This is a genomic window from Microbacterium sp. JZ37, from assembly GCF_035188445.1.
GTDB lineage: Bacteria > Actinomycetota > Actinomycetes > Actinomycetales > Microbacteriaceae > Microbacterium > Microbacterium barkeri.
Window position 1 is genome coordinate 799,751 of sequence record NZ_CP045253.1, and the last position, 26,402, is coordinate 826,152.

The window sequence follows — 26,402 nt, forward strand, 5'->3', positions numbered from 1 at the left end:
CGTGTCGGGGTGAAGATCTCCACAGGTCCGACTCTCGCGTCTCCCCACCGCTGTCGCCACGGGCACGATGCCGTCATGGCAGGAGGCAGCACCGCCGAAGCGCGGAAGAAGGCGCGGAGGTCGCCGAGGTCGTTCTCCTTCGCCGCGCTGCGCGCGCGGGGGATGAGCCGACGGGCGATCCGGCGCAGGGTCGCGGAGGGCGAGTACGTGCGCGTGCGGCGAGACGTGTACGTCGAACGCGGGGAGTCGGAGGACATCGTTCGGGCAGCGCGGGTCGGAGGCCGACTGGACTGCGTCTCGGCGATGCGGGAGCGGGGCGTCTTCGTGCGCGAGCGCGGAGGACTGCACATCCAGGTGGATCCGCGCAGCGGCCGACTCGCATCGCCCGAGGATCGCAAGCAGTGCCTCGCGGCAGTGCACGGCGTCGTCGTGCACTGGCGAGACGACCCGGCGCCCGACCACGACCTCCTCGCCGACCCCGTCGCCTCTGCCGCGCGTGCCGTGCGCTGCCAGCATCCGCGCGACGCCGTGGCCACGATCGACAGTGCACTCCACCTCGGGGTGATCCGCGCTGATCAGATCGACGCGCTGTTCGCGCTCCTCCCTGCGCGCTGCGCCGCGCTGCGTCCGCTCGTCGACGGCCGGGCGGAATCCGGCGCCGAGTCGCTCGCGCGCCTGGCGCTCCACGTGCTCGGCCGGTCGATCGACCTCCAGGTGCGCATCGACGGGGTCGGCCGCGTCGACCTGCTCGTCGACGGATGGATCGTCGTCGAATGCGACGGCAAGGCGTTCCACGAGAGCTGGGCGGCACAGCTGGAGGACCGCCGCCGCGACCTCGCGCTCGCCGCGCGCGGCTACGCGTGCGTCCGGGTCACGGCGATGACGGTCTTCGAGGAGCGGCACGTGCTCGTCGCCGCGGTCCGCGGGCTCCTGCGCGCTCGCCGCTGAGCGGACCGGCGGGACAGAACGCAGGAGATCCGTCCGCGCAGAGGCCGTCGGCACGCGGGATCACGCGGCCGTCGGCGGCGCGGGGTGAGAGTGCTCCTGCGCTGTGTCCCGGCAGCCCTCAGCGCAGAGCGGACGAGGCCGCCGTGCGCGGACCGGAGACGCGGATGGGCCGCCGACGGCGCCGGCGGATCGACAGCGACGCGGTCTTCGGCTCGAGCACCGGCCATTCGACGGGGGAGCGGTCGTCGCTCGCCACGAGGCCCGCGATCCACGCGTCCTCGCGCTCGGCGGAGGCGCGGATGCCGCGGCGCCGCGTGCCCTCGAACCGGAACCCGAGCGAGCGCGCCAGGCGGGCGGACGGCTCGTTCCCGGCGACCGCGTGCCACTCGATCCGCTCGAGGCGCATGGGGCCGAGGGCGAAGTCGACGACCGCGCAGCCGGCCTCGGCGCCGTAGCCGCGCCCGCGCGCGTCGGCGGAGATCCAGTAGCCGAGCTCGGCCGAGCCGTCCCCGATCCGGTGCAGGCCGATCATCCCGACGAGACCCTCGGCGTCGTGGATCGCCCAGGTGATCTCCTCGCCGGCGCTGCGCCTCTCGGCGCAGAGCGCGACGAACTGCTCGGCGTCCTCCCGCGTGTAGGGGGACGGCACGTTCGTCCACCGCTGCACCTCGGTGTCCTGGCAGGCGAGGTGGATGGCCTCGACATCGTCCTCGGTCGGCGGCGTGAGAGTCAGGCGGGCGGTCCGCAGCATCAGCGCGTCACGCACGGCGCAGCAGTCCGACGCGGTCGTACACGGTGCTCAGGGTCTCGTCGGCGACGGCCGCGGCCTTCTCGGCGTTGACGGCGAGCACGCGGTCGAGCTCGGCGGGGTCGTCGAGCAGCTCGAGGGCCCGCGCGCGGACCGGCTCGAACTCGGCCACGACGACGTCGCGCAGGCCCTTCTTGAAGTCGCCGTAACCGCGGCCGGCGTACTCGTCCTCGATCGAGGGGATCTGACGGCCGGTGAGGGCCGCGTAGATCGTGAGGAGGTTCGAGACGCCGGGCTTGCCCTCGCGGTCGTAGGCGACGACGCCGTCGTTGTCGGTCACGGCGCGCATGATCTTCTTCGCCGTGACGTCGACGTCGTCGAGCAGCCACAGCACGCCCGCGTGCGACTCCGCCGACTTCGACATCTTCGCCGACGGGTTCTGCAGGTCGTAGATGCGCGCCGTCTCGGCCTGGATCACCGGCTCCGGCACGCGGAACGTCTCGCCGTAGCGCGCGTTGAAGCGCTCGGCGAGGTCGCGCGTGAGCTCGACGTGCTGCTTCTGGTCGTCGCCGACCGGGACGACGTGCGTCTGGTAGAGCAGGATGTCGGCGGCCATGAGCACGGGATACGTGAAGAGGCCCACGCTCGTCGCGTCGGCGCCGTAGCGCTGCGACTTGTCCTTGAACTGCGTCATGCGGCCGGCCTCGCCGAAGCCGGTGATCGTGGAGAGGATCCAGGCGAGCTCGGCGTGCGCGCGCACGTGCGACTGCACGTACAGCGTCGACCGCGACGGCTCGATGCCGGCCGCGATGTACTGCGCGGCCGTGCGGCGGGTCTTCTCGCGGAGCTCGGCCGGGTCGTTCGGCTGGGTGAGCGCGTGCAGGTCGACGACCGAGAAGAACGCGTCGTACGTGTCCTGCATGTCGCGCCACTGCAGGAGAGCCCCGATGTAGTTGCCGATCTGGAGCGAATCGGCCGACGGCTGCATTCCCGAGTAGAGGCGCGCTTTCTGAGTCACCGGACGATTCTAGACGCCGTCAGACCCCCGGAGCGTGCGTCTCGATCGCGACGATGCCCGCTCCGGGGTTCGTCGCCGAGAGGTGCACGACCGCGAAGGCGCCGGGGTCGAGGCCCGCCGCGCTCTCGAGATGGGGCCCGTGGACGGTCCCCGTCGCGAGCGCCAGCTCCCGCATGAGCGCGGGGATCACGGGCCGATGGCTGCAGATGACGGCGGGCTTGCCCGACCGCACCCGGCGGCCGACGACCTCGCGGGCATCCGCCGTGCCGGCATCCCATGCGTCCTCGCTGATGAGCGGTGTCTCGACGATCCGGCGGCCGATCGCCTTCGACAGCGGCGTCACCGTCTTCACGCACCGCTCGGCGTCGCTCGAGACGATCTTGCGGACGCCGAACGCGCGCAGCGCCCCGACGATCGCCTTCGCCTGCTCCTTGCCGCGGGTCTGCAGCGGACGGGCGGCGTCCTCGCCGCCCCATTCGTCGCGCGCGACGGCCTTCCCGTGCCGCAGCACGACGACCGGGAACGTGCGGAGGCTCGCGGCGCGGCGCAGCCGCTCGAAGCGATCGAGGATGTCCTGGTCGACCGGGTAGCTGAGGCGCTTGCGCGCCGCGCCGACGGTGACCCACTCGAGCCCGGCGATCTCCTTGTTCGGCACGAACGTGCTGGCGCGGATCGCCTCCTGCGTCGCCTCGGCGGCCCAGTAGTGCACGATCTTCTCGCGTCCGGACGGCTGGATGTAGACCGACTGGCCCACAGAAGGGCCGAGCGACACCCGCAGGCCCGTCTCCTCGTGGATCTCGCGCACGGCGGTCTCCGCGAGCATCTCTCCCGGATCGAGCTTGCCCTTCGGGAGGGAGATGTCGCGGTACTTGCCGCGGTGCACGAGCAGGACGAGGAGCTCGCCGTCGAGCTCGCGCCACACCACGCACCCCGCGGCGTACACGGGTCGATGCGCTGACGTCATCGAGTCGCGCGCGGACGCCGTCGTCGCTGGATCGCTGCCATGGTCTTATCCTGCACGTCGGCGAGCGGCTTGCCGTTCTCATCGAGGTGGTGGCGCGTCCACACGCCCTCGGCGCCGAGGTGCCAGGTCGCGCTCGCGTCATCCATCCCGAGGTCGAAGAACGCCTGCAGCTCCTTGATGTGCTGCGGCTTCGCGACCCGGACGAGGGCCTCGACGCGGCGGTCGAGGTTGCGGTGCATCATGTCGGCGCTGCCGATGTAGACCTCGGGGTCGCCGTCGTTCGCGAACGCGAAGATGCGCGCGTGCTCGAGGTAGCGGCCGAGCACGCTGCGGACGCGGATGTTGTCGCTCACGCCGGGCAGATCCACGCGGAGACTGCAGATGCCGCGGACCCAGACGTCGACCTGCACGCCCGCGAGCGACGCGCGGTAGAGCGCGTCGATGATCTGCTCGTCGACCATCGAGTTGACCTTGATGCGCACGTGCGCGGGCTTGCCGGCCAGCGCGTTGCGGCGCTCGCGGTCGATGAGCCGCAGGAGGCCCTTGCGGAGGTGGAGCGGCGCGACGAGGAGGCGCTTGAACTTCTTCTCGATCGCGTACCCGCTCAGCTCGTTGAACAGGCGGGTGACGTCGCGCCCCACATCGGGGTCGCACGTGAAGAGGCCGAGGTCCTCGTAGATGCGGCTCGTCTTGGGGTTGTAGTTGCCCGTGCCGACGTGCGTGTAGTGGCGCAGCAGGCCCTTCTCCTCGCGGATGACGAGAGCGAGCTTGCAGTGGGTCTTGAGCCCGACGAGGCCGTAGACGACGTGCACGCCCGCCTTCTCGAGCTTGCGCGCCCACTCGATGTTGTTGGCCTCGTCGAAGCGCGCCTTGACCTCGACGAGCGCGAGCACCTGCTTGCCGGCCTCGGCCGCGTCGATGAGCGCCTGCACGATGGGGCTGTCGCCCGAGGTGCGGTAGAGCGTCTGCTTGATCGCGAGCACGTGCGGGTCGCGCGCGGCCTGCTCGAGGAACGCCTGCACGCTCGTCGCGAAGGACTCGTACGGGTGGTGCACGAGCACGTCGCCCTTGCGGATGGCCCCGAAGATGTCGGCGCGCGCGTGCTTCGAGTCCGCGTCGGCGGGCTGGAAGGCGAGCGGCGTCACGGGCAGGTGCGGCTTGAACTTCAGCTCGGGCCGGTCGATCTTCCCGAGGCTGAAGAGCGACCGGAGGTCGAGCGGAGACGGGAGGCGATAGACCTCCTGCTCAGAGATGTCGAGCTCGCGGATGAGCAGGTCGAGGGTGACGTCGTCCATGTCCTCGGTGATCTCGAGGCGGATGGGCGGGCCGAACCGGCGGCGCAGCAGCTCCGCCTCGAGCGCCTGGATGAGGTTCTCCGACTCGTCCTCCTCGATCGTCACGTCCTCGTTGCGCGTGAGGCGGAACGCGTGGTGGTCGAGGATCTCCATCCCGGGGAAGAGGTCGGCGAGGTTCTCGGCGATGAGGTCCTCGAGCGCGAGGTAGCGGATGCTGCCGGGCGCGTCGTCCTTCGCGGGAACCTGCACGAGGCGGGGGAGCATCTGCGGCACCTTCAGCCGCGCGAACTCCTCGCGCCCCGTGCGCGCGTTGCGGATGCGGATGGCGAGGTTGAGCGAGAGGCCCGAGATATACGGGAACGGGTGGGCCGGGTCGACTGCGAGCGGCATGAGCACGGGGAAGACCTGCGCCTGGAAGTACTCGTAGAGGTCGGCGCGCTCGCTGTCGGTGAGCTCGTCCCAGCGGACGAAGTCGATCCCGGCCTCGGAGAGCGCGGGCTTGAGGTCGTCGTTCCAGACGGCCGCGTGGCGCGCCTGCAGCTCGTGCGCGAGCTCGGAGATGTTGGAGAGCACCTTCGCGGGCGCCGTTCCGACGTTCGTCGGGACGGCCAGGCCCGTCACGATGCGCCGCTTGAGGCCCGCGACGCGGACCATGAAGAACTCGTCGAGGTTGCTCGCGAAGATCGCGAGGAAGTTCGCACGCTCGAGGAGCGGGAGCGCCGGGTCCTCCGCGAGCTCGAGCACGCGGTTGTTGAACGCGAGCCAGCTGAGCTCCCGGTCCATGAAGCGATGCTCGGGGAGGCTCGCATCGGGGGCTTCCACGATCTCGTCGAAGTCGTCGTCCTCGGTGTCGAAGCCGGGGTCGACCAGGGGCGCATCCGTCATGTGCCTATCCTGGCACCCGCGGGTGTCGCGCGTGTGAACGGGCGGCGCGTCAGGCCTTCCGCACTCCCTGCGCCGGCGCGTCCTCGTCGTCCTCCGAGACGTTGAACCGATAGCCGACGTTCCGCACGGTGCCGATGAGCTGCTCGAGGTCGCCGAGCTTCGCGCGCAGGCGCCGAACGTGCACGTCGACCGTGCGGGTGCCGCCGAAGTAGTCGTAGCCCCACACCTCGCTCAGCAGCTGCTCGCGCGTGAACACCCGCGAGGGGTGGGTCGCGAAGAAGTGCAGGAGCTGGAACTCCTTGTACGTGAGGTCGAGCGGCTTCCCGTGCACCTTGGCCGAGTACGAGGCCTCGTCGATCGTGATGCCCGAGGTCTGGACGCGGCTCGAGGTCTCCTCCGCGGTGCGCCGCCCCACCACGAGGCGGATGCGCGCATCGGCTTCGGCGGGGCCGGCCGTCGCGAGGATGACGTCGTCGACACCCCAGTCGGGGGAGACGGCCGTCAGGCCGCCCTCCGTGACGATGAGGACGAGGGGCGCGTCGATGCCCGCCGTGTTCAGGATCTTGCAGAGCGCCTTCGCGCCGACGAGGTCGGTGCGCGCGTCGAGGAAGATCGCGTCAGCGCTCGGTGCGTTCACGAGCTGAGCGGCTTCCGCGGGGATCTGTCGCACACGGTGGCTGAGGAGCTCGAGTGCGGGCAGCGCAGAGGCTCCGCCGGGGGCGGAGCTGAGCACGAGGAGCTGAGCCAAGCGAGGTCCTTTCGCCGGCGGCGGGTGCCACGCCGTGCTTCCGATGATAGGGGCAGCCGAAAGTGCGGCGAGACGCCTGCGCGCGCGGCACGCCACCGTGGATCCTGTCGTCCGGGCCCGCGATCGGCGATGATGGAGGGCGTGACCGAACCCGTCCTCGTCCCGCGCAGATTCCCGGTCGGCCTGGCCGTGACCTGGGCGTTCGCCGGCGTGGTCGCGATCGCGATCGGCATCTTCGTGGCGCCCGCCGATCGGTTCGGATGGTTCGCCGTCGGCGCGGGCGCCGCCCTCCTCGTCGCGTTCGCGGCGGAGCTGCGCCTCGGTCGCGCCGAGGGGTTCATCTCGCGGGTCGCCGCCGCGGCGGTCGGCGGGGTCGGGATCATGGGCGTCGTGTCCGCGATCTTCGCGCTCGCCGCGATCGTCCCCGGCTGAGCTCAGCGCGGTCGCCGGGGCGCGCCGGGAGGACTAGAGTGGTGCCATGGATCTCGTCGCCCTCGAACTGTTCTTCGTCGGCCTGCTGGGCCTCGCGAGTCTCGCGATCGCCTTCTGCTCCGGCGCAGTGATCGTCAACCTCTTCCGCGGCCAGCGCTGAGCCGGGGCGGAGCCTCGTGATCGAGATTCCGACCGACCTGCCTGCCGACCTCGTCCCGCTCTCCTGGCTCATCGGAGTGTGGGAGGGGACGGGCGTCATCGACTACCGCGTCGGGGATGCCCACTACGAGGGCGAGTTCACGCACCGCGTCAGCTTCAGCCATGACGGCGGTCCGTACCTCAACTACTCGGCCACCGCATGGCTCGCGCCCGAGGGCGAGCGCCCCGCGCAGCAGCTCGTCGCCGAGACCGGCTTCTGGCGCCTCTCGCGTCCGGCGACCGCTGCGACGCCGGGGCCCGGCCTCCTCCCTGCGCTCGAGACGGAGCCGACTCGGACGGCCGACGACGTCGAGCGCCTGCGCACAGCGGGCGGCGGCTTCGAGATCGAGGTCAACCTCGTGCACGCGGACGGCGTGAGCGAGCTCTACCTCGGTCAGGTCAAGGGGCCCCGCATCGACATCGCGACGGACGCGGTCGTCCGCACCGCCGGCGCGAAGCACTACGCCGCCGCGACGCGGATGTACGGCCTCGTCGACGGACACCTCCTGTGGGCGTGGGACATCGCGGCGCTGGGCCGCGAGCTCGGGTCGCACGCCTCCGCGCGCCTCGCCCGCACACAGTAGCCCTGCGAGCGCAGCGAGCCGCTCCCGGTCGTTGAGCGAGCGGAGCGAGTCGAAACGCAGAGCGGAGCGAGTCGAAACGGCGCGGCGCCTCTGTTCGCGCCGTGCCGGAGAATGGGAGCATGACCGATCCCTTCGCCCAGATCCCCGGGGCCGTGCTCTCGGATGACGGCGTCGCCCATTTCGGCGACCCCACGCGGGAGCAGCGCGCCCTCGCCCAGGGGGAGGCGATCGTCCCGCGCGGCGACCGTGCCGTCGTGGCGGTCTCGGGGCCCGAGCGGCTGACGTGGCTCGACTCCATCACGTCGCAGGCCGTCGCGCGCCTCGCGCCCGGCGTGAGCACCGAGCTGCTCGTTCTCGACCCGCAGGGCCACGTCGAGCACGCGGCGGCGGTGATCGACGACGGCGCCACCGCATGGCTCATCGCCGATGCGGCGGATGCCGCCGGACTCGCGAAGTGGCTCGGCATGATGCGCTTCCGCGCGCAGGTCGAGGTGGCCCCGCGCCCCGACCTCCGCGTGGCCGGCTTCGTGCGCGGCGCGGGCGCGGAGCACGCGCTCGCCGACGCGGCCGCTCGGCCGAACGGCGTCGCGCTGGTCTGGCAGGACCCCTGGACGGGGGTGAGCGCGGGCGGATGGCAGTACGCGCGCGCCGAGGAGCATCCGGGCTCCGCGCACGCGTGGGCCGAGGCCATCCTCGAGGAGAGCGCGTGGGCGGATGCCGCAGCGCTCCCGGTCGCCGGGCTGCTCGCCGCGGAGGCGCTGCGGATCGCCGCCTGGCGCCCGCGATGGGCCGCCGAGGTCGACGAGCGGGCGCTGCCGCACGAGAGCGACTGGCTGCGGTCGGCGGTGCACCTCGCGAAGGGCTGCTATCGCGGCCAGGAGACCGTGGCGAAGGTGCACAACCTCGGCCATCCGCCGCGTCGACTGGTGATGCTGCATCTCGACGGCAGCGACAGCGTGCTCCCCGAGCGCGGTGCGCGCGTGCTCGCGGGCGAGGCCGAGGCCGGGCACGTCACGTCGTCGGCGTGGCATCACGAGCTGGGCCCGATCGCGCTCGCGATCGTCGCCCGCCGCATCCCCGAAGGGGAGACGCTCGCGGTCGAGGCCGACGGCGTGCGCGTCGCCGCGGCGCAGGAGGTCATCGTGCCGGGCGACGCGGGCGCGACCGCGGAGGTGCCGCGCATCACGCGCCTGTCGCGCCGCCCGCTCGCGCAGTGACGGCGTAGCGTCGGAACGTGCCCGAGCCGCGTGACGCCCCCGAGACCTCGCCGCTGACCGCGGCGATTCCCGTCACATGGCGCCGCCGCCTCTCCCTGCGGCCGGGGCTCGAGCGCGTGCGCGACTCGGGGGCGGCGATCGCCCAGATCGTCATCGCGGCCACAGGCGCCTTCCTCCTCGCGCACTATCTCCTCGGCCACGAGGCCCCCCTGCTCGCGGCGACGGTGTCGATCTCCTCCCTCGGCCTCGCGCGCGACGCGCGGCCGCGCAAGGTCGTCGAGACGGTGCTGGGCATGCTCACGGGCATCCTCATCTCCGAGCTGCTCCGCCTCGTCTTCGGCTCCGGGCCGTGGCAGCTCGCGCTCACGCTCGCCGTCACGCTCCTCGTCGCGCGCTTCCTCATGCCCTCTCCGCAGTTCGCCGTCGCAGCGGCCATCCAGTCCGCGATCGCGATGGTGCTGCCGGCTGGGCCGCTGCCGTTCCTCCGGCTCGCGGACGGGGCGATCGGCGGGGCGCTCGCGATCGTCATGACCGCGCTGCTGCCGCGCAACCCGATGAGCACCGAGCTGCGCGATGCCCGCGTGCTGTTCGCGGCACTCGACGCGGCGATGGGGCGCGTCGTCCAGGGGCTCCGACGCGGCGACGCCGTGCGGGCGGATCGCGGGCTCGAGAAGGCGCGCGGACTGCAGGGCGATGTCGACGCCTGGCGCACGTCGCTCGAGTCGGCGCAGGCGGTCTCGGCGCTCTCGCCGTTCCTGCGCTCCCGCCGGATCGAGCTCGCCCGCCACGCGCGCGTCCTGCAGAGCGTCGACCTCGCCGCCCGGAATCTGCGCGTCGTCGCGCGGCGCGCGGCCTACGTCGTGCGCGACGGCGAGCCGCGCCCGGCGATCGCCGAGCCGCTCGCCGAGCTCCAGCGCGCGGCGGGCGTCGTCGCGCACGCGCTCGAGGACATCTCCGCCGAGCCCGCGGCGCGAGAGGCGCTCCTCGCGATCGCGCGGCGGCTCGATCCCGCGGCGATGATGCCCGACGCGTCGCAGGGCGAGCTCGCGCTGCTCGCGGCGCTGCGCCCGTTCGCGGTCGACCTGCTCGTCGCGAGCGGTCTCACCCACGCCGAGGCGGCAGCGGCCATCCCGCGCATCTGATCGCGTCGCGCCCTCAGGCGGGCGCGACGGCCGCCCAGGGGACCGTGAGCTCGCCGAGCCGCCACCGCCGCCGGGTGCCGACGACATCCCATCCGCCGCGGCGCATCGCCTCGACCGTCGCGATCCAGCGCTGCACGGGGCCGAAGGGGGAGAGGTGCGCTGCGCGCTCCCATTCGCCGTCGAGCGCCTGCAGGAACGCGTGCACGCGCTCTCCGGGCACATTGCGGTGGATGAGCGCCTTCGGCAGCCGCTCGGCGACGATGCCGGGGCGCTCGAGATCGGCGAGCCGCAGCGAGACCGTGAAGCGGACGGCCTCTCCGGTCGGCGCGACGTCGACCCACGCGCAGACGCGGCCGAGCTCGTCGCATGTGCCCTCGATGAGGACGCCGCCGGGCGCGAGGCGCTCGGCCATCCGGCGCCACGCCGCAGCGACCTCGTGCTCGTCGTACTGCCGCAGCACGTTGAACGCGCGCACGACGGCAGGCCGCCGCCCGCCCTCCGTCGGGATCTCGAATCCACCGCGTGCGAACGAGACCGCGATGTCGGGCGCGAACACGGTGCGCCCCGCGCGGACGTTGGCCAGCTGCGCCCGCGCTCGCTCGACCCGCTCGAGGTCGATCTCGAGACCGCGCACCTCGACATCCGCGCGTGCGCGACGCAGGCGCGCGGCGAGCTCGAACGCCGTCACGCCGCTCGCGCCGAAGCCGAGGTCCACGACGAGCGGGTCGCCGGCGCCGAGGAGCGCGGGGTGCTGCGCGATCCAGCGGTCGACGCGGCGCAGCCGGTTGGTGCCGGTCGTGCCGCGGGTCGGTCGGCCCTCGGTCGTCGGCATGCCTCCATTCTCGCGTGAACGCACGGGGGCCGCGGCATCGGGCCTCGCGCCGCCTCGGTAGCATGTCAGGTATGACGCACACCCTGATCCTGCTCCGCCACGGGCAGAGCGACTGGAACGAGAAGAACCTCTTCACCGGATGGGTCGACGTGCGGCTCACGGAGCAGGGGAAGGCCGAGGCCCAGCGCGGCGGCGAGCTGCTGAAGGAGCAGGGCGTGCTGCCCGACATCCTCCACACCTCCGTGCTGAGCCGTGCCATCCAGACGGCGAACATCGCGCTCGACGCGGCCGACCGCCTCTGGATCCCCGTCAAGCGCTCGTGGCGCCTGAACGAGCGCCACTACGGCGCTCTGCAGGGCAAGGACAAGGCGCAGACGCTCGCCGAGTTCGGCGAGGAGAAGTTCATGGAGTGGCGTCGCTCGTTCGACGTGCCGCCGCCCGTCATCGACCCCGAGGACGAGTACGCCCAGACGCACGACCCGCGCTACGCCGGGATCGACGGCGAGATCCCCGGCACCGAGTCGCTCAAGATCGTCATCGACCGCCTGCTGCCGTACTGGGAGTCGGAGATCGTGCCCGACCTCGCAGCCGGCAAGACCGTGCTCGTCACGGCGCACGGCAACTCGCTGCGCGCGCTCGTGAAGCACCTCGACGGCATCAGCGACGACGACATCGCCGGCCTGAACATCCCGACGGGCATCCCGCTCGTGTACGAGCTCGACGACGACATGAAGCCGACCGGCCCGAGCCGCTACCTTGACCCGGAGGCCGCAGCGGCCGGCGCCGCAGCGGTCGCCGCCCAGGGCAAGAAGTAGCGCGAGAACGACGAAGCGCCCCGCCGACCGGCGGGGCGCTTCGTCGTTCTCGGGTCAGACGCCCGGCGTGCGGTCCACGACCTCGATCTCGGGGTCGGCGGAGCCGGTCCAGTCGCCCGTGGCGAGGTAGACGATCTTCTTCGCGATCGAGACCGCGTGGTCGCCGAAGCGCTCGTGGTAGCGGCTCGCGAGAGCGGCGTCGATGACGTGGCTCGCGTCGCCCGCGAACGCCTCGCTGAGCACCTTCTCGTAGACGGTCGCGTGGAGCTCGTCGATGACGTCGTCGGCGTCGCGGATCTGCGCGGCGTAGGCGAGGTCCTGCGTGCGCAGGAGCTCGACGAGCGTGCGTGCGACCTCGACGTCGAGCTTGCCCATCTTCACGAACGTGCTCTTCAGGCCCTTGGGGATGGCGCGCTCGGGGAAGCGGGAGCGGGCGAGCTGCGCGATGTGCTCGGCGAGGTCGCCCATGCGCTCGAGCGACGCGCTCGTGCGCAGCGCGCTCACGATGATGCGGAGGTCGCGGGCGACGGGCTGCTGCATCGCGAGCGTGTCGATCGCGAGCTCGTCGACCGAGAGGGCCAGCTCGTCGATGCGGACGTCATCGGCGATGACCTCCTCGGCGAGGGCGACGTCGCCGTTCTCGAAGGCGATGGTGGCCTTGTCGATGGCCACGGTGACCAGCTCGGCGATCTCGACCAGCCGGTTCTGGATGTCCTCGAGGGCCTGGTGGAAGACTTCGCGCATCTGGCGAACCTTTCGTCGGTTTCGGGTCTCGGCCGCGCAGCGGCGGCTTCTCACACTGGCCTGTGCGCCTCGCGATTGTCATGCGCGAAGGTGAACGGCCGGTGCCCGGTCGGTGAACAGTGCGTCGGGGCGGCGCCCCGACGAGCCCATTCGTCCAGAGGGGCTCTCGGCTGCACTCTACTCTGGAGACATGGACTCCACGCAGCTCGCGCTGCTCGCGCTCGCCGCAGGGATCATCCTCGGCGTCGGCGTGACCCTGATCGTGGTGCTCGCGTTCCGCGCCAGGGAGCGGGCGCTGCGCGAGCAGAGCCTCGCGCTTCCGCCGGCGCTCACGGCCGCGCTCGACGCGATCGACGACGCGACGGCCGTGATCGACTCCTCGGGCGCCGTCGTCTCGGTCTCGGCATCGGCGACGTGGCTCGGCCTGACTCCGGGGCAGGGGCTCGAGCAGCCCGAGCTCCGCGAGCTCGTGAAGGCCGCACGCGGGCTCGGCTCCTCGACCGAGTCGCAGACGCTGCGCATCCGCCGTGGCCGGATCTCCGACGACACCCGCCTCGTCGTCGCGCGCGCGACGGCGATCGCCGACCGGCTCACGCTGCTCATCGTGCGCGACATCTCGGAGCAGGAGCGCCTGCAGCAGATGCGGCAGGACTTCATCGCGAACACGAGCCACGAGCTGAAGACGCCGGTCGGGGCGATCGGCCTCCTCGCCGAGGCGATGGAGTCGGCCTCCGACGATCCCGAGCAGGTGCGCCGCTTCGCCGCGCGGATGTCGGCGGAGGCGCAGCGCCTCGGCCAGCTCACGGGGCGCATCATGAACCTGTCCAAGCTGCAGGCCGCGGACGAGCTCACCGAGGTCGGCGACGTCGCGATCGACGAGGTCGTCGCCGCGGCCCTCGAGCAGTACCAGGTGCAGGCCGAGTCGGCGGATGTCGCGCTCGTGCGCGGCGGCGACCGCGGGCTCTTCGTGCGCGGCTCGGCGACCATCCTCGTCGAGGCGCTCGGCAACCTCGTCGCGAACGCCATCGCGTACTCCCCGCGCGGCTCGCGCGTGGGCATCGGCGTGCGCGGCACCGCGGAGGCCGTCGAGATCGCCGTGACCGACCAGGGCATCGGCATCGCGGAGGCCGACCAGCAGCGCGTGTTCGAGCGCTTCTACCGCGCCGACCAGGCGCGCTCGCGCCGCACGGGAGGCACCGGTCTCGGCCTCTCGATCGTGAAGCACGCGGTGAATCGGCACGGCGGCGAGGTGCGGCTCTGGTCGCAGCCCGATCGCGGGTCGACATTCACCATCAGGCTCCCGCGCACGGAGGCCCCGCTCGTCGGCGCCGAGTCCGCGAAACGCAAGAGGAAGGGCGCCCGCGCGGTCGACGCCGCGTGACGAGGCGCCACGGAAGGAAAGAGAACGAATGACGCGTGTTCTGCTCGTGGAGGACGAACCCGACCTCGCCGACCCGCTCGCCTACCTGCTGCGGCGCGAGGGCTACGAGGTCGAGATCGCCGAGGACGGAGACGCCGCGCTCGCGGCGTTCCGGGACCAGGAGCCCGACGTCATCCTGCTCGACCTCATGCTTCCCGGGATGCCGGGCACCGAGGTCTGCCGTCAGGTGCGCACGACGTCGGCCGTGCCGATCATCATGCTGACGGCCAAGGACTCCGAGGTGGACATCGTCGTCGGGCTCGAGCTCGGCGCCGACGACTACGTCACGAAGCCGTACTCGGCGCGCGAGCTGCTCGCGCGCATGCGGGCGGTCATGCGCCGCTCGCTGCAGGCGGAGGCCGACCTCGACGAGCGCGTGCTCGAAGGCGGCCGCGTGACGCTCGACATCGACCGCCACACGGTGTCGGTCGACGGGGAGCAGATCAACATGCCGCTCAAGGAGTTCGAGCTGCTCGAGGTGCTCATGCGCAACGCGGGGCGTGTGCTCACGCGCGGCCAGCTCATCGACCGCGTGTGGGGCAGCGACTACTTCGGCGACACGAAGACGCTCGACGTGCACATCAAGCGCATCCGCTCGCGCATCGAGAAGGTGCCCAGCGAGCCGGTCATGCTCGTGACCGTGCGCGGCCTCGGCTACCGCTTCGAGGGCTGACCCCAGGACGCGAAGAAGGGCCGAGCGGGAGGATCTCCGCTCGGCCCTTCTTCACGCCATCGGGCGTCGGGTCAGTGGCCCTCTTCGCCGTGCTCGGCGGGGGCTTCCTTCTCGCAGTCGCTCGCGCCGCCGCCGGGCACGAGGTCGGCGAACTGCTCGAGGCAGCCGTCGAGCACCGGGACCTCGGTGAGGACGCCCTCGGCGTCGCCGGACTGGAAGTAGACGGGGAGCGTCGAGCCCGCGGGGGAGTCGATCGCGTCGAGCAGCAGCGGCTCGGTCTCCTCGGTGCCGAGGCTCACGACGCTCTCGGCCGGGATCCGCACCGTCTCGCGCTCGTCGCCCCACTCGAGCGTGAGGGTCGCGGCGCTGTCGGTGCGGTTGACGAGCGCGGCGGCGAGGTTGCCCTGGTCGCCGTCCTCGTCGGCGATGATGACCGCGTTGCGGATCTCGACGGGCGCGCCCTCGGCATCGGGGACGTTCACGCCGTCCGACGCGGAGTACTTGATCGTCGTCGCCTGCGACGTGATGGCCTGGCAGCCCGTGGCTCCCAGGATGACGAGGCCGGCAAGGGCGGCGGACGCGAGTGCGCGCGTGTTCACGGATCCTCCAGATGCTGCGGCGTCGCCCGTCGGCAGACGCTCCCACGCCATTCTAAAGGGATGGCGTGCGGGCCCGTGATCACGCGGATGGCGTGGCATGGGGGCCGATGCCGCGCGAACCTTAGTGCATCGCGAGCTGTGATATCCTTGAGATCGCCGAAAGGACACAATTCTATGCTTTTTGAGGTTGGCGAGACGGTCGTGTACCCCCATCACGGGGCGGCGACGATCACCGAAGTCAAGACTCGCGTCATCAAGGGCGAGGAGAAGATCTACCTCAAGCTGAACGTCACGCAGGGCGACCTCGTCATCGAGGTCCCCGCAGAGAACGTCGACCTCGTCGGCGTGCGCGACGTCATCGGCCAGGAGGGGCTGGACAAGGTGTTCGAGGTGCTGCGCGCCCCGTTCACCGAGGAGCCGACGAACTGGTCGCGCCGCTACAAGGCGAACCTTGAGAAGCTCGCCTCGGGCGACGTCATCAAGGTCAGCGAGGTCGTGCGCGACCTGTGGCGCCGCGACCAGGACCGCGGGCTCTCCGCCGGCGAGAAGCGGATGCTCGCCAAGGCCCGCCAGATCCTCGTCTCCGAGCTCGCGCTCGCGGAGAAGGTCGAAGAGGAGAAGGCCGCAGAGCTCCTCGACGAGGTCCTCGCGAGCAGCTGACGCGCGATCGATCGGAACGGCCCGGTTCACCTGGCGGGTTCTAACGGTGGTCGCAACACCCTGATTTTCAGGAGGTTGCGACCACCGTGTCGTTTTCGGAGCAACGTAAGCAGTTCCTCGCCCTGCTCGATGAGGTGGATAACGTCCGGGTGGCGGCGCTCGAGCTGGGCGTGAATGCGAACACCGCGTATGGCTGGGCGCGTCAGGCGGGCAAGCGGTCGGTTCGGCTGGGGCGGGTCGACCCGCGGCAGGCTGAGTTCACTCGGCTGCGGGCCGCGGGGCTGACGCAACGGGAGGCGTCGGCTCGGGTCGGCGTCCATGAGCGCACTGCGCGGGACTGGGAGAAGGGCGTCCGCAAGTCCCGCCGCTCGCGGTTCTATCCCGACGGGCGTCGCGTGAACTACGCCACCGGCGAGGTCACCATGGAGTCCATGACCAACCCACCGGCGCCGGTTGCAGAGCAAGTCGGTTCTCGCCTGCTGTCGTTGCAGGAGCGGGAGAAGATCGCTGATCTGAGACGCCTGGAGTGGTCGCTGCGGGCGATCGGGCGGGAGCTGGGCCGGTCGGCGTCGACGGTCAAGCGGGAACTCGACGCTCACTCCAGCGAGGGTCTTTATCTCCCGAACACCGCGCACCGGCGCGCTGCGACCAGGCGCGCACGACCGAAGCCGGCCAAGCTCGCCCAACCGGGCCGGCTGCGGGATTACGTCTCGGACCGGCTGAAGGAACAATGGTCTCCGGAGCAGATCAGCGGCGTCCTGTCGCGAGATCACGCGGGCGACGAGAGCATGCAGGTGAGCACGGAGACGATCTACCAGGCGATCTACGTCCAGGCCCGCGGCGGGTTGAAGCGGGAGATCGCCGACGCGTTGCGCACCGGCCGCACCCGTCGCAAGCCGCACCGGTCGCCCGAGCAGCGCACCAGCCGGTTCGTCGACCCGATGGTGATGATCAGCGACAGGCCCGCGGAGGTCGAGGACCGCGCCGTCCCCGGGCACTGGGAAGGCGACCTGATCCTCGGGACGGGCAACCAGTCCGCGATCGTGACCCTCGTCGAACGCTCCACCCGCTACGTGATGCTCGGCCACCTCCCCAACGGCGATCACACCGCCGAGACGGTCCGCGACGTCCTGGTGAACCTCGTCGACACACTCCCGGCGCATCTGCGCGGGTCGCTGACCTGGGACCAGGGCGCGGAGATGGCCGCGCACAAGTCATTCCGGATCGCCACCGGCGTCCCGGTCTACTTCTGCGACCCCGCCTCACCCTGGCAGCGCGGCTCGAACGAGAACACCAACGGCCTGCTGCGCCAGTACTTCCCGAAGGGCACCGACCTGTCCGTCTACGGCCCAGAAGACCTCGAACACGTCGCACAGAAGCTCAACCGCCGTCCACGCAAGACGCTCGGCTGGGATACCCCAGCCGAGCGTCTGCTAGAACTCGTTTAGTTCACCTGGTGTTGCGACGACCCCTTGAATCCGCCCCTGAGGTGAGCCGGGCCGTTCCGCGTCCGGCGGGTACCGTGGGGGTGTGAGCACCGTCACGCCGTCGCCCCGTGTCGCCGTCATCGTCGTCGCAGCCGGATCCGGCACGCGCCTCGGCGCCGGCGCGCCCAAGGCCTTCGTCGGGATCGACGACCACACGATCCTCCGGCACTGCCTGGACCGCGTCTTCGCCGCCCGGACCGCGCAGGTCGTCGTCGTCGCGCCCGAGGAGCGGGTCGGCGAGGCGCTGACCGACGCGCAGGAGGCCGCAGGCGCGCGCCGTGAGCTCGTCTCGGTCGTGGCGGGCGGGAGCACCCGCCAGAAGTCCGTCGCGGCAGGTCTCGCCGCGGTCTGGCCCGACGTCGAGATCGTGCTCGTGCACGACGCGGCGCGCGCGCTTGCGCCGGCCGAGCTCATCGACCGGGTCGTCGACGCCGTCGAGCGGACCGGATGGGGCGTCGTGCCCGTTCTCCCGGTCGTCGACACCATCAAGCGCGTCGACGGCGAGCTGATCACGGGGGTCGTCGACCGCTCGGAGCTCGCGTCCGCGCAGACCCCGCAGGGCTTCCGACGCGACATCCTCGAGACGGCCTACCGCGTGGCGGGCGAGGAGCACACCGACGACTCGGCCCTCGTCGCGGCCGCCGGCCATCCGATCGCGTCGGTCGAGGGCGACGCGCGCGCGTTCAAGATCACGACGCCGGCCGACCTGCAGCGCGCGCGGACTCTCATCAGCCCGGCCCCGGCCGGCCCCGCCCTGCCCCGCATCGGCGTCGGGACGGACGTGCACGCATTCGGCGGCGAGGGCGCGCTCTGGCTCGCGGGCCTCGAGTGGCCGGGCGAGCCCGCCCTCTCCGGCCACTCCGACGGGGATGCCGTCGCGCACGCGATCGTCGACGCCCTGCTCTCCGCTGCAGGCCTCGGCGACATCGGCTCGCGCTTCGGGACCGACCGCCCCGAGTTCGCCGGCGCGCACGCCGCCGCGTTCCTCGAGGACACCCGCGCCTACCTGGCGGCCGAGGGGTGGACCATCGGCAACGTCTCGGTGCAGGTGCAGGCCGCACGGCCGCGCTTCGCGCCGCGGCGAGCGGAGGCCGAGGCGGCACTGTCCGCCGCGCTCGGCGGCGCGCCCGTGACGGTGTCGGCGACGACGACGGACGGCCTCGGGTTCACGGGCGCCGCGGAGGGCGTGCAGGCGTTCGCGGTCGCCCTCGTGCACCGCGCGTGAGCCGCCCGCGTCAGAGCGTGCGCGTCATGAAGGTCGAGAGCGGGTCGAGGACGTAGTCGTCGAACGGCCCGCATTCGACGAAGCCCTCGCTCGCATACAGGCCGCGCGCCGGGGCGAACGCGGCGTCGCTGCCGGTCTCGAGCCACAGCGACGCCATCCCGCGCATTCGCGCCTCGGCGATGATGTGCCGCAGAACGGCGCGGGCGACGCCGCGGCCCAGGTGCGTCTCGGCGGTGCGGAACGACTTGAGCTCGCCGCGCTCGTCGTCGAGGCGCTTGAGCGCGCCGATCCCCGCGATCTGACCGTCGATCCACGCCGACCACAGCGTGACCGACGGATGCCGCAGCCCGTCGAGATCGAGCGCGTGGACGCTCTCGGCGGGTGTGCCGGCGTGCATGCCCGCGAGGTGGATGGCCGCGAGCGCCTGGGTCGCAGGGTGGGTCAGGTCGTCGACGCGGATGTCGATGGTCATGTCAGGCCTCCAGGGCGTAGGGGCGGATGGGGCGCCGCGCGCCCCTGGCGAGCAGGACGAGTCCGATGGCGAGGGCCGCGAGCCCCGCGATGCTCAGCGGCGCGAGGCGCTCGCCGAGCACGATCACGCCGAGCAGCGCGGCCGTCAGCGGCTCCGCGAGCGTGAGGGTCGCGGCGGTCGGCGCGGGCACACGTCGCAGGCCCCACGTGAACGAGGCATAGGCGAGCGTCGTCGCGCCGAGGCCAAGCCACAGCGCCATCGCGGCGCCGTCAGGGCGGGTGAGCCATGCCAGGTCCTGAAAGGGCAGCAGTGCGGCGGCGAGCACGGCCGCGACGCCACCCGCGACGCCCATCACGGTGAGGGGCTGCCAGCCGCCGTCGAGAAGGCGCCGTTGCGCGACGGCGAACACGGCGAAGGACGCGCCGGCTCCGACAGAGGCGGCCACGCCGAGGGGCGCGGTCGCCGCGCCCTCCTGACCGCCCAGGGCGAGCAGGGCCACGCCGCCGGTCGCGATGAGGGTCGCGACCATCCAGGTGCGCCCCGGCGCGCGGCGCGTGAGCGCTCCCTCGATCGCGCCAGCGAGCACGGGGGAGGAGCCGAGGGCGATGACCGTGCCGACCGCGACGCCGTTGACCGAGGCGCCGAGGAAGAACAGCGGCTGGTACGCGAACAGGCACACGCCCGCGATCCCCATGAGGAGCAGCGGGCGTGTCTCGGGCCGCGGCGACCGGACACCGCCCGTGCGTCGCGCCCACGCGCCGGCGACCGTCGCGAGCGCGGTGAGGGCGAGACCGCCGACCGCGACGCGGACGGCTCCCACCGCGAGGGGCGTCGTGCCGTCGGGGCCGAGGGCCTGCGCCGTCCCCGTCGTCCCGAACAGGACGGCCGCGGCGAGCACGGCGAGGACGGACATCACCCTTCGGTTCTACACGCTCCGGATGACGTCCGTGTGACGCGGGCCGCCGGGGCGGGGCGGACGGCGGCCAGTAGTCTGAGGGGGTGACTCTCCGGCTGTACGACACCCGCGCTCAGACGCTGCGCGACTTCGCGCCTCTCGACCCGGAGAACGTGACGATGTACGTGTGCGGCCCGACGGTGCAGTCCGGCCCGCACATCGGGCACCTGCGGGGCGCCCTCGCCTTCGACCTGCTGAGGCGATGGCTCGCGCACCGCTACCCGCGCGTGACGTTCGTGCGGAACGTGACCGACATCGACGACAAGGTGCTCGCCAACGCGACCGAGGCCGAGCCGTGGTGGGCGCTGGCCTACCGCATGGAGCAGGAGTTCACCGCCGCCTACGCGGCCATCGGCATCCTGCCCCCGACCTACGAGCCGCGCGCGACCGCATCCATCCCGCAAATGCAGGAGCTCATCCAGGAGCTCATCGAGCGGGGTCATGCGTATGCGTCAGCGGGCGACGTCTACTTCGACGTGCGGTCGTGGCGCGCGTACGGCGCCCTCACACGCCAGTCGGTCGACGCGATGGAGGACGCGGCCGACGCGGATCCGCGCGGCAAGCGCGATCCGCACGACTTCGCGCTCTGGAAGGGCGCCAAGCCCGACGAGCCGCGCAGCGCGGTGTGGGCGTCGCCGTGGGGCGAGGGGCGCCCCGGATGGCACATCGAGTGCTCGGCGATGTCGCGCCGCTACCTCGGGCCGGCTTTCGACATCCATGGAGGCGGGCTCGACCTGCGCTTCCCGCACCACGAGAACGAGCTCGCGCAGTCGACCGCCGCCGGAGACGCGTTCGCGAGCTACTGGGTGCACAACGGCCTCGTCACGGTCGACGGGCAGAAGATGTCGAAGTCGCTCGGCAACTTCACGCTCGCGGCCGACGTGCTCGCGGCCGAGGATCCGCTCGTGGTCCGCTACGCGCTCGCGGCAGCCCACTACCGCTCGAGCCTCGACCTGACCGACGCGTCGTGGCGCGAGGCGGAGGCGGCGCTCGCGCGCATCCGCGGCTTCCTCGAGCGGTTCCTGCGGGTGCATCCGCGCCCCGAGGCGGCCGAGATCCCCGGCGCCTTCGCGGACGCGATGGACGACGACCTCGGCGTCCCGCAGGCGCTCGCGGTCGTGCACGAGACCGTCCGCGCGGGCAACACCGCGCTCGATGCGGGCGATGAGGCGGCGGCGCGGGGCGCGTTCTCAGCCGTGTCCGCCATGATGGACGTCCTGGGCCTGGATCCGTTCGGCGCGCTCGCGCGGAGCTCCGGAGACGGCCCGACGGCAGAGTCCCTCTCCGCCCTCGTCGAGCAGCTCATCGCGCAGCGCGCCGAGGCGCGTGCGGCGAAGGACTGGGCGAGCGCCGACCGCATCCGCGATGCATTCGCCGCGGCGGGCATCGCCCTCGAAGACACCGCACACGGAACCACTTGGAGCATCAATGGCTAAGCCTGGACGACCCGGCGCCGCGAAGGGCAAGAAGGGCCCCACGAAGGGCACGGGCGGCAAGAACCGCCGGTCGCTCGAGGGCAAGGGCCCGACCCCGAAGGCCGAGGACCGGCCGTACCACGTCGCGCACAAGCGCAAGCAGGCCGCCGAGCGCCTCGCCGCCAAGCGCGGCGGGAGCGCGCAGAAGCCGCAGCAGCGCTCGTCGCGCCCGAAGGACGACACCGAGAACGTGACCGGGCGCAACAGCGTGCTCGAGGCCCTGCGCGCGAAGATCCCCGCGACCGCGCTCTACATCGCGCAGCGCGTCGAGATGGACGACCGCGTCAAGGAGATGCTCGCGATCGCCCGGAACCGCGAGATCCCCGTGCTCGAGGTCACCCGCCCCGAGCTCGACCGCATGGCCGGCTTCGACGGCGTCCACCAGGGCGTCGCGCTCAAGGTGCCGCCGTACGAGTACGCGCACCCCCAGGACCTCCTCGAGCAGGTCGTCGACACGGGCGCGACTCCGCTGTTCGTCGCGCTCGACGGCATCACCGACCCGCGCAACCTGGGCGCGATCATCCGCTCGACCGGCGCGTTCGGCGGCCACGGCGTCATCGTGCCGCAGCGCCGCTCGGCCAGCGTGAACTCGGCGGCGTGGAAGACGAGCGCGGGCGCCGCCGCGCGCATCCCCGTGGCGATCGCGCCGAACCTCACGACCACGCTCAAGGAGTTCAAGAAGCAGGGCGTCTTCGTGCTCGGCCTCGACGGCGACGGCGACGTGTCGCTGCCCTCGATCGAGCTCGCCGACCGCCCGGTCGTCATCGTCGTCGGCAGTGAGGGCAAGGGCCTCTCGCGCCTCGTGACGGAGACGTGCGACCAGGTCGTGTCCATCCCGATCTCCGACGTGACCGAGTCGCTCAACGCGGGCATCGCGGCATCCGTCGCGCTCTACCAGGTCTCGACGATCCGCGGCGCCCAGGCGTAACCCGCGCGACGGCGCGGGTTCGCCGCGAAACGGGGCAGGCGCCTGCGGGCCCTGCCCCGTTCGGTCAGACCAGGTCGCGCCAGTCGCGCGCCTCTCCCGAGGCCGTCGCGAGGGGCTCGGTGAGCGTCTCCGTGAGGGGGCCCATGATCGTGGCCTCGTCGCGCCGGTGCCGCAGCACGTCGCGGATGTAGCTCGTGAGCGTCTCGGCGAGCGGCACGGATGCACCGCGCGCCTGCGAGAGATGCCAGCGGTGCTCGAGCACCTGGTGGAACACCTCGGCGGGCTCGAGCTTCGCGCGCATCTCATAGGGGATGGCCCGGACGACCGGCTCGAAGACGCGCGTCACCCACTCGTGCGCGGCGACCTCCTCGTCGGACGAGCGCGAGATCCGCGAGCGGTACTCGTCGAGGTCGTTGAGGAGACGGCGGGCCTGGTTCTCCTCGGCGTCGAGGCCCGTGAGACGCAGCAGGCGGCGACGGTGGTGCCCCGCGTCGACGACCTTCGGCTGGATCGAGACGCGCGTGCCGTCGGGGTCGGTCTGGATCGTCATCTCGTCGATGTCGAAGCCGAGCTCGTTGAGCCGCTGCACGCGCTCGGTGATCCGCCAGGTCTCGGTCAGGGCGAACGACTCGGCCTCCGTGAGCGCCGACCACAGCTCGCGGTAGGTCGCGACGAGCTGATCGGCGACCTCGACGGCGTCGACGCCGATCTCGACGCGTCCGCCGGCCTCGAGGTCCATGATCTCGCCGGCGATGTTCGTGCGCGCGATGTCGATGTCGTGCTCGCGCTGGCCATCCGTCAGCCCGCCCTCATAGAGATCGCCGGTCTCGGCGTCGACGAGGTACGCGGCGAACGCGCCGGCGTCGCGGCGGAAGAGCGTGTTCGACAGCGAGACGTCGCCCCAGCGGAAGCCGACCTTGTGCACGCGCACGAGGAGGAGGGCGAGCGCATCCACGAGGCGCGTGGCGGTGTCGGGGCGCAGCGTCTGCGTGAACAGCGCGCGGTACGGCATCGAGAACTTCAGATGCGCGGTCACGAGGGCCGCGGGGAGCGGGTTGCCCTGCTCGTCGGTGCGCCCGTCGATGACCGCGACGCGGCGCACGCACGGCACCTCGAGGCGCTGCAGCGCGCCGAGGAGCTCGTACTCGCGCTGGGCCATGTGCGCCGTCGTCTCCTTGACGGCGATGACCATCCCCGACAGCTCGCTGAAGCGGACGATGTGCCGCGAGATGCCCTTCGGGAGCTTCACGATCGCGCTGCTCGGCCACTCGGCGAGCTTCGTCCGCCAGGGCAGCGTGAGCAGCTGCGGGTCGATCTCGGCGGCGGTGATGCGAAGCGAATCGGCCATAGAGAAGATCTTCCCCCAGAAACGGCGACGGCGCGGACGAACCCGGAGGTTCGCCCGCGCCGTCGCGCGGTGAAGGCGTTACGCCGAGACGATCGCCTTGTCGAGCAGGCGCTCGCCGGTCTCCACGTCGAAGACGTGGATGTGGTCGGGCGTCGGCAGGAGCGAGACGGTGTCGCCGGCCATCGGGTGGCGGCGGCCGTCGACGCGCGCGACGATCTGCGCGTCCGAGCCCTCGACGTGGCCGTACAGGTAGCCGTCGGCGCCGAGCTCCTCGACGAGGTCGACCTTGACCGCGAGGCCCTCGCTGCCGGCGGGGCCGACGATGAAGTCCTCGGGGCGGACGCCCGCCGTCACCTTGGAGCCGTGCGCCTTGTTGAGCGCCGACGCGTCGACGCCCACGACCTTCGTGCCGAAGCGGATGCCGCCCTCGGCGATCTCCGCGGGGAACAGGTTCATCGCGGGCGAGCCGATGAAGCCGGCCACGAAGACGTTGTTCGGCTTCTCGTACAGGTCGCGCGGCGTGCCCACCTGCTGGAGGAGGCCGTCCTTGAGGACCGCGATGCGGTCGCCCATCGTGAGCGCCTCGGTCTGGTCGTGCGTGACGTAGACCGTGGTGACGCCGAGGCGACGCTGGAGCGACGCGATCTGCGTGCGGGTCTGCACGCGGAGCTTGGCGTCGAGGTTCGACAGCGGCTCGTCCATGAGGAACACCTGGGGCTCGCGGACGATGGCGCGGCCCATCGCGACACGCTGACGCTGACCACCCGAGAGGGCCTTCGGCTTGCGGTTGAGGTACTGCTCGAGGTCGAGGAGCTTGGCGGCCTCGAGAACGCGCTTGGCGCGCTCATCCTTGCTCACGCCAGCGATCTTGAGCGCGAAGCCCATGTTCTCGGCGACCGTCATGTGCGGGTAGAGCGCGTAGTTCTGGAACACCATCGCGATGTCGCGGTCCTTCGGCGGCACGTCGGTGACGTCGCGGTCGCCGATGAGGATGCGGCCGTCGTTGACCTCTTCGAGGCCCGCGAGCATGCGCAGCGAGGTGGACTTTCCGCAGCCCGAGGGGCCGACGAGAACGAGGAACTCGCCGTCGCCGATCTCCAGGTTCAGCTTGTCGACCGCGGGACGGGTTCCGCCCGGGTAGAGGCGGGTGGCGTCGTCGAAAGTGACACTGGCCATGGTTCTTCTCCTTCACCGGCAGGTACGTGCCGGACGATCCGTAGTGAATGGAACCGACGGTGCGAACCGCCGTAGACCCCTCGTCGGGTCTCGGCTCAGTATGCCATCGAATCCGCGCGCGTGGGGAAATCGTTTGCTGATGAGCGGATGGCGCGGGCGCGGAGACGGCGGATCTGCCGTGTCTGCCGGGGCATTTCCCAGTGACACGCTCTAGCCTCTTCGAGGTCGACCGCCGGTACCCGTGGCGGCGAAGGGGAGTGCGAGCAGGCGATGACGAACGAGAACCCGATCGTTCCCCCGGGCAGCGAGCGACGCGATGCTGTGCGGGAGAAGGCGCAGAAGGTCAAGGCGAAGCAGACGCGCGCGAAGATGCTGCGTCGAGGCGGGATCACCCTCGTGATCGTCGCGGGCGTCGCCGCGATCGCGTTCGCGGTGACGAGCGTCGTCGTCCCCGCCCTCAACCGCCCGACCCTGACACCGGAGAACCTCGAGGACGACGGCATCGTCGTCGCCGACTCCGACGACCTGTCGCCCATGGTGACGAGCTCGCTCGAGGCCACCGACCCCGCTGAGCCCGAGGCGGAGCGCGCGAGCTCGGCGTCCGCCGTCAGCATCCGCGTGTATGTCGACTACCTGTCCGAGGGGTCCGCGCAGTTCGAGCAGACGAACTCGTCCCAGCTCGCGGAGTGGGTCGCCCAGGGCGCGGCTGACCTCTCGTACCACCCCGTGGCCCTGCTCACGGCCAAGTCGAACGGCTCGAAGTACTCCCTGCGCGCAGCGGGCGCGGTCGCCTGCGTGCGCACGCACGCGCCCGAGTCGGCGCTCGCCTTCAACCACGAGCTGCTCGTCGAGCAGCCCTCGGTCGACAGCGAGGGGTACACCGACAAGGAGCTCGCCGCGCTCGCGGCCGCCGTCGGCGTCGACGACACGAAGGCCGTGCGCGAGTGCATCGAGAACGAGGACTTCGTGACCTGGGCGAGCGAGACGACCCAGCGTGTCCTCGAGGAGCCCCTGCCCGACACCGAGGACGTGCGCCTGACCGGCGCGCCGATGATCCTCGTGAACGGCCGTCCGTATCAGGGTCAGCTCGACGACCCCGCCGAGTTCGCGCAGTTCGTGCTCACCGTCTCGAGCGAGGCCTACTACTCGACGGCCTCGCCGACGCCGACTCCCGCCGAGGAGCCCGAGGCGACAGAGGAGCCCGAGCCCGCGCCGAGCGAGACCGCGGAGCCCGAGCCGACCGAGACCCCCGCGGAGTAGCGGATCCCGTCGCCGCGCGACGGTATGCTTTCCAGGTCCCCTCGGGGACCCGCGCCGGCTTAGCTCAGTTGGTAGAGCACCTGTCTTGTAAACAGGGGGTCGTCAGTTCGAACCTGGCAGCCGGCACCATCACGCGGCCGCGCCCGGGCCATCC

26 protein-coding genes and 1 tRNA gene are annotated in these 26,402 nt (G+C 71.8%); 15 read left to right on the top strand and 12 right to left on the bottom strand.

What is annotated here, in order from left to right:
* Positions 1-75: 75 nt before the first annotated feature.
* Entirely contained in the window at positions 76-948 is an 873-nt protein-coding gene (locus tag GC092_RS03515) for a type IV toxin-antitoxin system AbiEi family antitoxin domain-containing protein (protein ID WP_324014118.1), read from the top strand.
* Positions 949-1,066: 118 nt separating this feature from the next.
* On the opposite strand, the gene GC092_RS03520 is transcribed toward GC092_RS03515, so the two are convergent.
* The 5 genes from GC092_RS03520 to GC092_RS03540 are packed head-to-tail and all read right to left on the bottom strand — an operon-like array spanning position 1,067 to position 6,606.
* Entirely contained in the window at positions 1,067-1,699 is a 633-nt protein-coding gene (locus GC092_RS03520; RefSeq protein ID WP_324014119.1) for a GNAT family N-acetyltransferase, read from the bottom strand.
* 7 nt (positions 1,700-1,706) lie between these two features.
* On the bottom strand, positions 1,707-2,714 hold the full coding sequence (gene trpS / locus GC092_RS03525) for a tryptophan--tRNA ligase (RefSeq protein WP_271173599.1): 1,008 nt from the start codon (positions 2,712-2,714) through the stop codon (positions 1,707-1,709).
* Positions 2,715-2,733: 19 nt separating this feature from the next.
* Positions 2,734-3,678 (bottom strand): NUDIX hydrolase, encoded by a 945-nt coding sequence (locus tag GC092_RS03530; RefSeq protein WP_324014120.1) that lies wholly within the window; start codon positions 3,676-3,678, stop codon positions 2,734-2,736.
* Complete coding sequence (locus GC092_RS03535) at positions 3,675-5,858, bottom strand: RNA degradosome polyphosphate kinase (RefSeq protein ID WP_324014121.1); 2,184 nt, start codon at positions 5,856-5,858, stop codon at positions 3,675-3,677. The genes GC092_RS03530 and GC092_RS03535 overlap by 4 nt, the downstream gene beginning before the upstream one ends.
* 49 nt (positions 5,859-5,907) lie before the next feature.
* On the bottom strand, positions 5,908-6,606 hold the full coding sequence (locus tag GC092_RS03540) for a response regulator transcription factor (RefSeq protein ID WP_324014122.1): 699 nt from the start codon (positions 6,604-6,606) through the stop codon (positions 5,908-5,910).
* A gap of 141 nt (positions 6,607-6,747) precedes the next feature.
* On the opposite strand from GC092_RS03540, the gene GC092_RS03545 reads away from it, so the two are divergent.
* From GC092_RS03545 to GC092_RS03560, 4 genes are all read left to right on the top strand, one after another.
* The gene (locus GC092_RS03545) at positions 6,748-7,038 is read left to right on the top strand and encodes a hypothetical protein (protein WP_271173595.1); all 291 of its coding nucleotides are present in this window, start codon (positions 6,748-6,750) and stop codon (positions 7,036-7,038) included.
* A 176-nt stretch (positions 7,039-7,214) separates the two neighbouring features.
* On the top strand, positions 7,215-7,820 hold the full coding sequence (locus GC092_RS03550; protein ID WP_324014123.1) for a nitrobindin family protein: 606 nt from the start codon (positions 7,215-7,217) through the stop codon (positions 7,818-7,820).
* 119 nt (positions 7,821-7,939) lie between these two features.
* Positions 7,940-9,037, top strand: a complete 1,098-nt coding sequence (locus tag GC092_RS03555) for a CAF17-like 4Fe-4S cluster assembly/insertion protein YgfZ (RefSeq protein WP_324014124.1) — start codon at positions 7,940-7,942, stop codon at positions 9,035-9,037.
* Between the two features lie 17 nt (positions 9,038-9,054).
* Positions 9,055-10,179: an FUSC family protein gene (locus GC092_RS03560; RefSeq protein WP_324014125.1), complete on the top strand. Its 1,125-nt coding sequence runs from the start codon at positions 9,055-9,057 to the stop codon at positions 10,177-10,179.
* A 13-nt stretch (positions 10,180-10,192) separates the two neighbouring features.
* On the opposite strand, the gene GC092_RS03565 is transcribed toward GC092_RS03560, so the two are convergent.
* On the bottom strand, positions 10,193-11,011 hold the full coding sequence (locus GC092_RS03565; RefSeq protein WP_324014126.1) for a class I SAM-dependent methyltransferase: 819 nt from the start codon (positions 11,009-11,011) through the stop codon (positions 10,193-10,195).
* A 71-nt stretch (positions 11,012-11,082) separates the two neighbouring features.
* Here GC092_RS03565 and GC092_RS03570 point away from each other — a divergent pair, with 71 nt between their 5' ends.
* The gene (locus GC092_RS03570) at positions 11,083-11,826 is read left to right on the top strand and encodes a phosphoglyceromutase (RefSeq protein ID WP_271173590.1); all 744 of its coding nucleotides are present in this window, start codon (positions 11,083-11,085) and stop codon (positions 11,824-11,826) included.
* Between the two features lie 54 nt (positions 11,827-11,880).
* Here GC092_RS03570 and phoU read toward each other — a convergent pair whose 3' ends face one another.
* Positions 11,881-12,570 (bottom strand): phosphate signaling complex protein PhoU, encoded by a 690-nt coding sequence (phoU, locus tag GC092_RS03575; protein ID WP_271173589.1) that lies wholly within the window; start codon positions 12,568-12,570, stop codon positions 11,881-11,883.
* A gap of 190 nt (positions 12,571-12,760) precedes the next feature.
* Between phoU and GC092_RS03580 the strand changes: the two genes are divergently transcribed.
* On the top strand, positions 12,761-13,951 hold the full coding sequence (locus GC092_RS03580) for a sensor histidine kinase (protein WP_324014127.1): 1,191 nt from the start codon (positions 12,761-12,763) through the stop codon (positions 13,949-13,951).
* Between the two features lie 28 nt (positions 13,952-13,979).
* Positions 13,980-14,663: a response regulator gene (locus GC092_RS03585; RefSeq protein ID WP_271173587.1), complete on the top strand. Its 684-nt coding sequence runs from the start codon at positions 13,980-13,982 to the stop codon at positions 14,661-14,663.
* A 71-nt stretch (positions 14,664-14,734) separates the two neighbouring features.
* On the opposite strand, the gene GC092_RS03590 is transcribed toward GC092_RS03585, so the two are convergent.
* Positions 14,735-15,262: a DNA modification methylase gene (locus GC092_RS03590; RefSeq protein WP_324014128.1), complete on the bottom strand. Its 528-nt coding sequence runs from the start codon at positions 15,260-15,262 to the stop codon at positions 14,735-14,737.
* 174 nt (positions 15,263-15,436) lie between these two features.
* On the opposite strand from GC092_RS03590, the gene GC092_RS03595 reads away from it, so the two are divergent.
* The 3 genes from GC092_RS03595 to ispD all read left to right on the top strand — a co-directional run bounded on the left by GC092_RS03595 (position 15,437) and on the right by ispD (position 18,634).
* The gene (locus GC092_RS03595) at positions 15,437-15,922 is read left to right on the top strand and encodes a CarD family transcriptional regulator (protein ID WP_271173585.1); all 486 of its coding nucleotides are present in this window, start codon (positions 15,437-15,439) and stop codon (positions 15,920-15,922) included.
* Positions 15,923-16,203: 281 nt separating this feature from the next.
* Positions 16,204-17,370: an IS30 family transposase gene (locus GC092_RS03600; RefSeq protein ID WP_324014838.1), complete on the top strand. Its 1,167-nt coding sequence runs from the start codon at positions 16,204-16,206 to the stop codon at positions 17,368-17,370.
* Between the two features lie 82 nt (positions 17,371-17,452).
* Positions 17,453-18,634: a 2-C-methyl-D-erythritol 4-phosphate cytidylyltransferase gene (gene ispD, locus GC092_RS03605; RefSeq protein WP_324014129.1), complete on the top strand. Its 1,182-nt coding sequence runs from the start codon at positions 17,453-17,455 to the stop codon at positions 18,632-18,634.
* Between the two features lie 10 nt (positions 18,635-18,644).
* On the opposite strand, the gene GC092_RS03610 is transcribed toward ispD, so the two are convergent.
* The gene (locus GC092_RS03610; protein WP_324014130.1) at positions 18,645-19,106 is read right to left on the bottom strand and encodes a GNAT family N-acetyltransferase; all 462 of its coding nucleotides are present in this window, start codon (positions 19,104-19,106) and stop codon (positions 18,645-18,647) included.
* A gap of 1 nt (position 19,107) precedes the next feature.
* Complete coding sequence (locus tag GC092_RS03615) at positions 19,108-20,019, bottom strand: DMT family transporter (protein WP_324014840.1); 912 nt, start codon at positions 20,017-20,019, stop codon at positions 19,108-19,110.
* Between the two features lie 86 nt (positions 20,020-20,105).
* On the opposite strand from GC092_RS03615, the gene cysS reads away from it, so the two are divergent.
* Together cysS and rlmB are read left to right on the top strand one after the other, a co-directional pair.
* Positions 20,106-21,497, top strand: a complete 1,392-nt coding sequence (cysS, locus tag GC092_RS03620) for a cysteine--tRNA ligase (protein WP_324014131.1) — start codon at positions 20,106-20,108, stop codon at positions 21,495-21,497.
* Positions 21,490-22,464, top strand: coding sequence for a 23S rRNA (guanosine(2251)-2'-O)-methyltransferase RlmB (gene rlmB, locus GC092_RS03625; RefSeq protein WP_271173581.1), 975 nt, complete (start codon positions 21,490-21,492; stop codon positions 22,462-22,464). Before cysS ends, rlmB begins: the two co-directional genes overlap by 8 nt.
* A 64-nt stretch (positions 22,465-22,528) precedes the next feature.
* On the opposite strand, the gene GC092_RS03630 is transcribed toward rlmB, so the two are convergent.
* Together GC092_RS03630 and GC092_RS03635 are read right to left on the bottom strand one after the other, a co-directional pair.
* Positions 22,529-23,812 (bottom strand): DUF4032 domain-containing protein, encoded by a 1,284-nt coding sequence (locus GC092_RS03630; protein ID WP_271173580.1) that lies wholly within the window; start codon positions 23,810-23,812, stop codon positions 22,529-22,531.
* A 78-nt stretch (positions 23,813-23,890) separates the two neighbouring features.
* The gene (locus tag GC092_RS03635; protein WP_271173579.1) at positions 23,891-24,988 is read right to left on the bottom strand and encodes an ABC transporter ATP-binding protein; all 1,098 of its coding nucleotides are present in this window, start codon (positions 24,986-24,988) and stop codon (positions 23,891-23,893) included.
* Positions 24,989-25,258: 270 nt separating this feature from the next.
* Between GC092_RS03635 and GC092_RS03640 the strand changes: the two genes are divergently transcribed.
* Together GC092_RS03640 and GC092_RS03645 are read left to right on the top strand one after the other, a co-directional pair.
* Positions 25,259-26,248, top strand: coding sequence for a DsbA family protein (locus GC092_RS03640; protein WP_324014132.1), 990 nt, complete (start codon positions 25,259-25,261; stop codon positions 26,246-26,248).
* Between the two features lie 53 nt (positions 26,249-26,301).
* Positions 26,302-26,377, top strand: a tRNA-Thr gene (locus GC092_RS03645).
* The last annotated feature ends 25 nt before the right edge of the window (positions 26,378-26,402 follow it).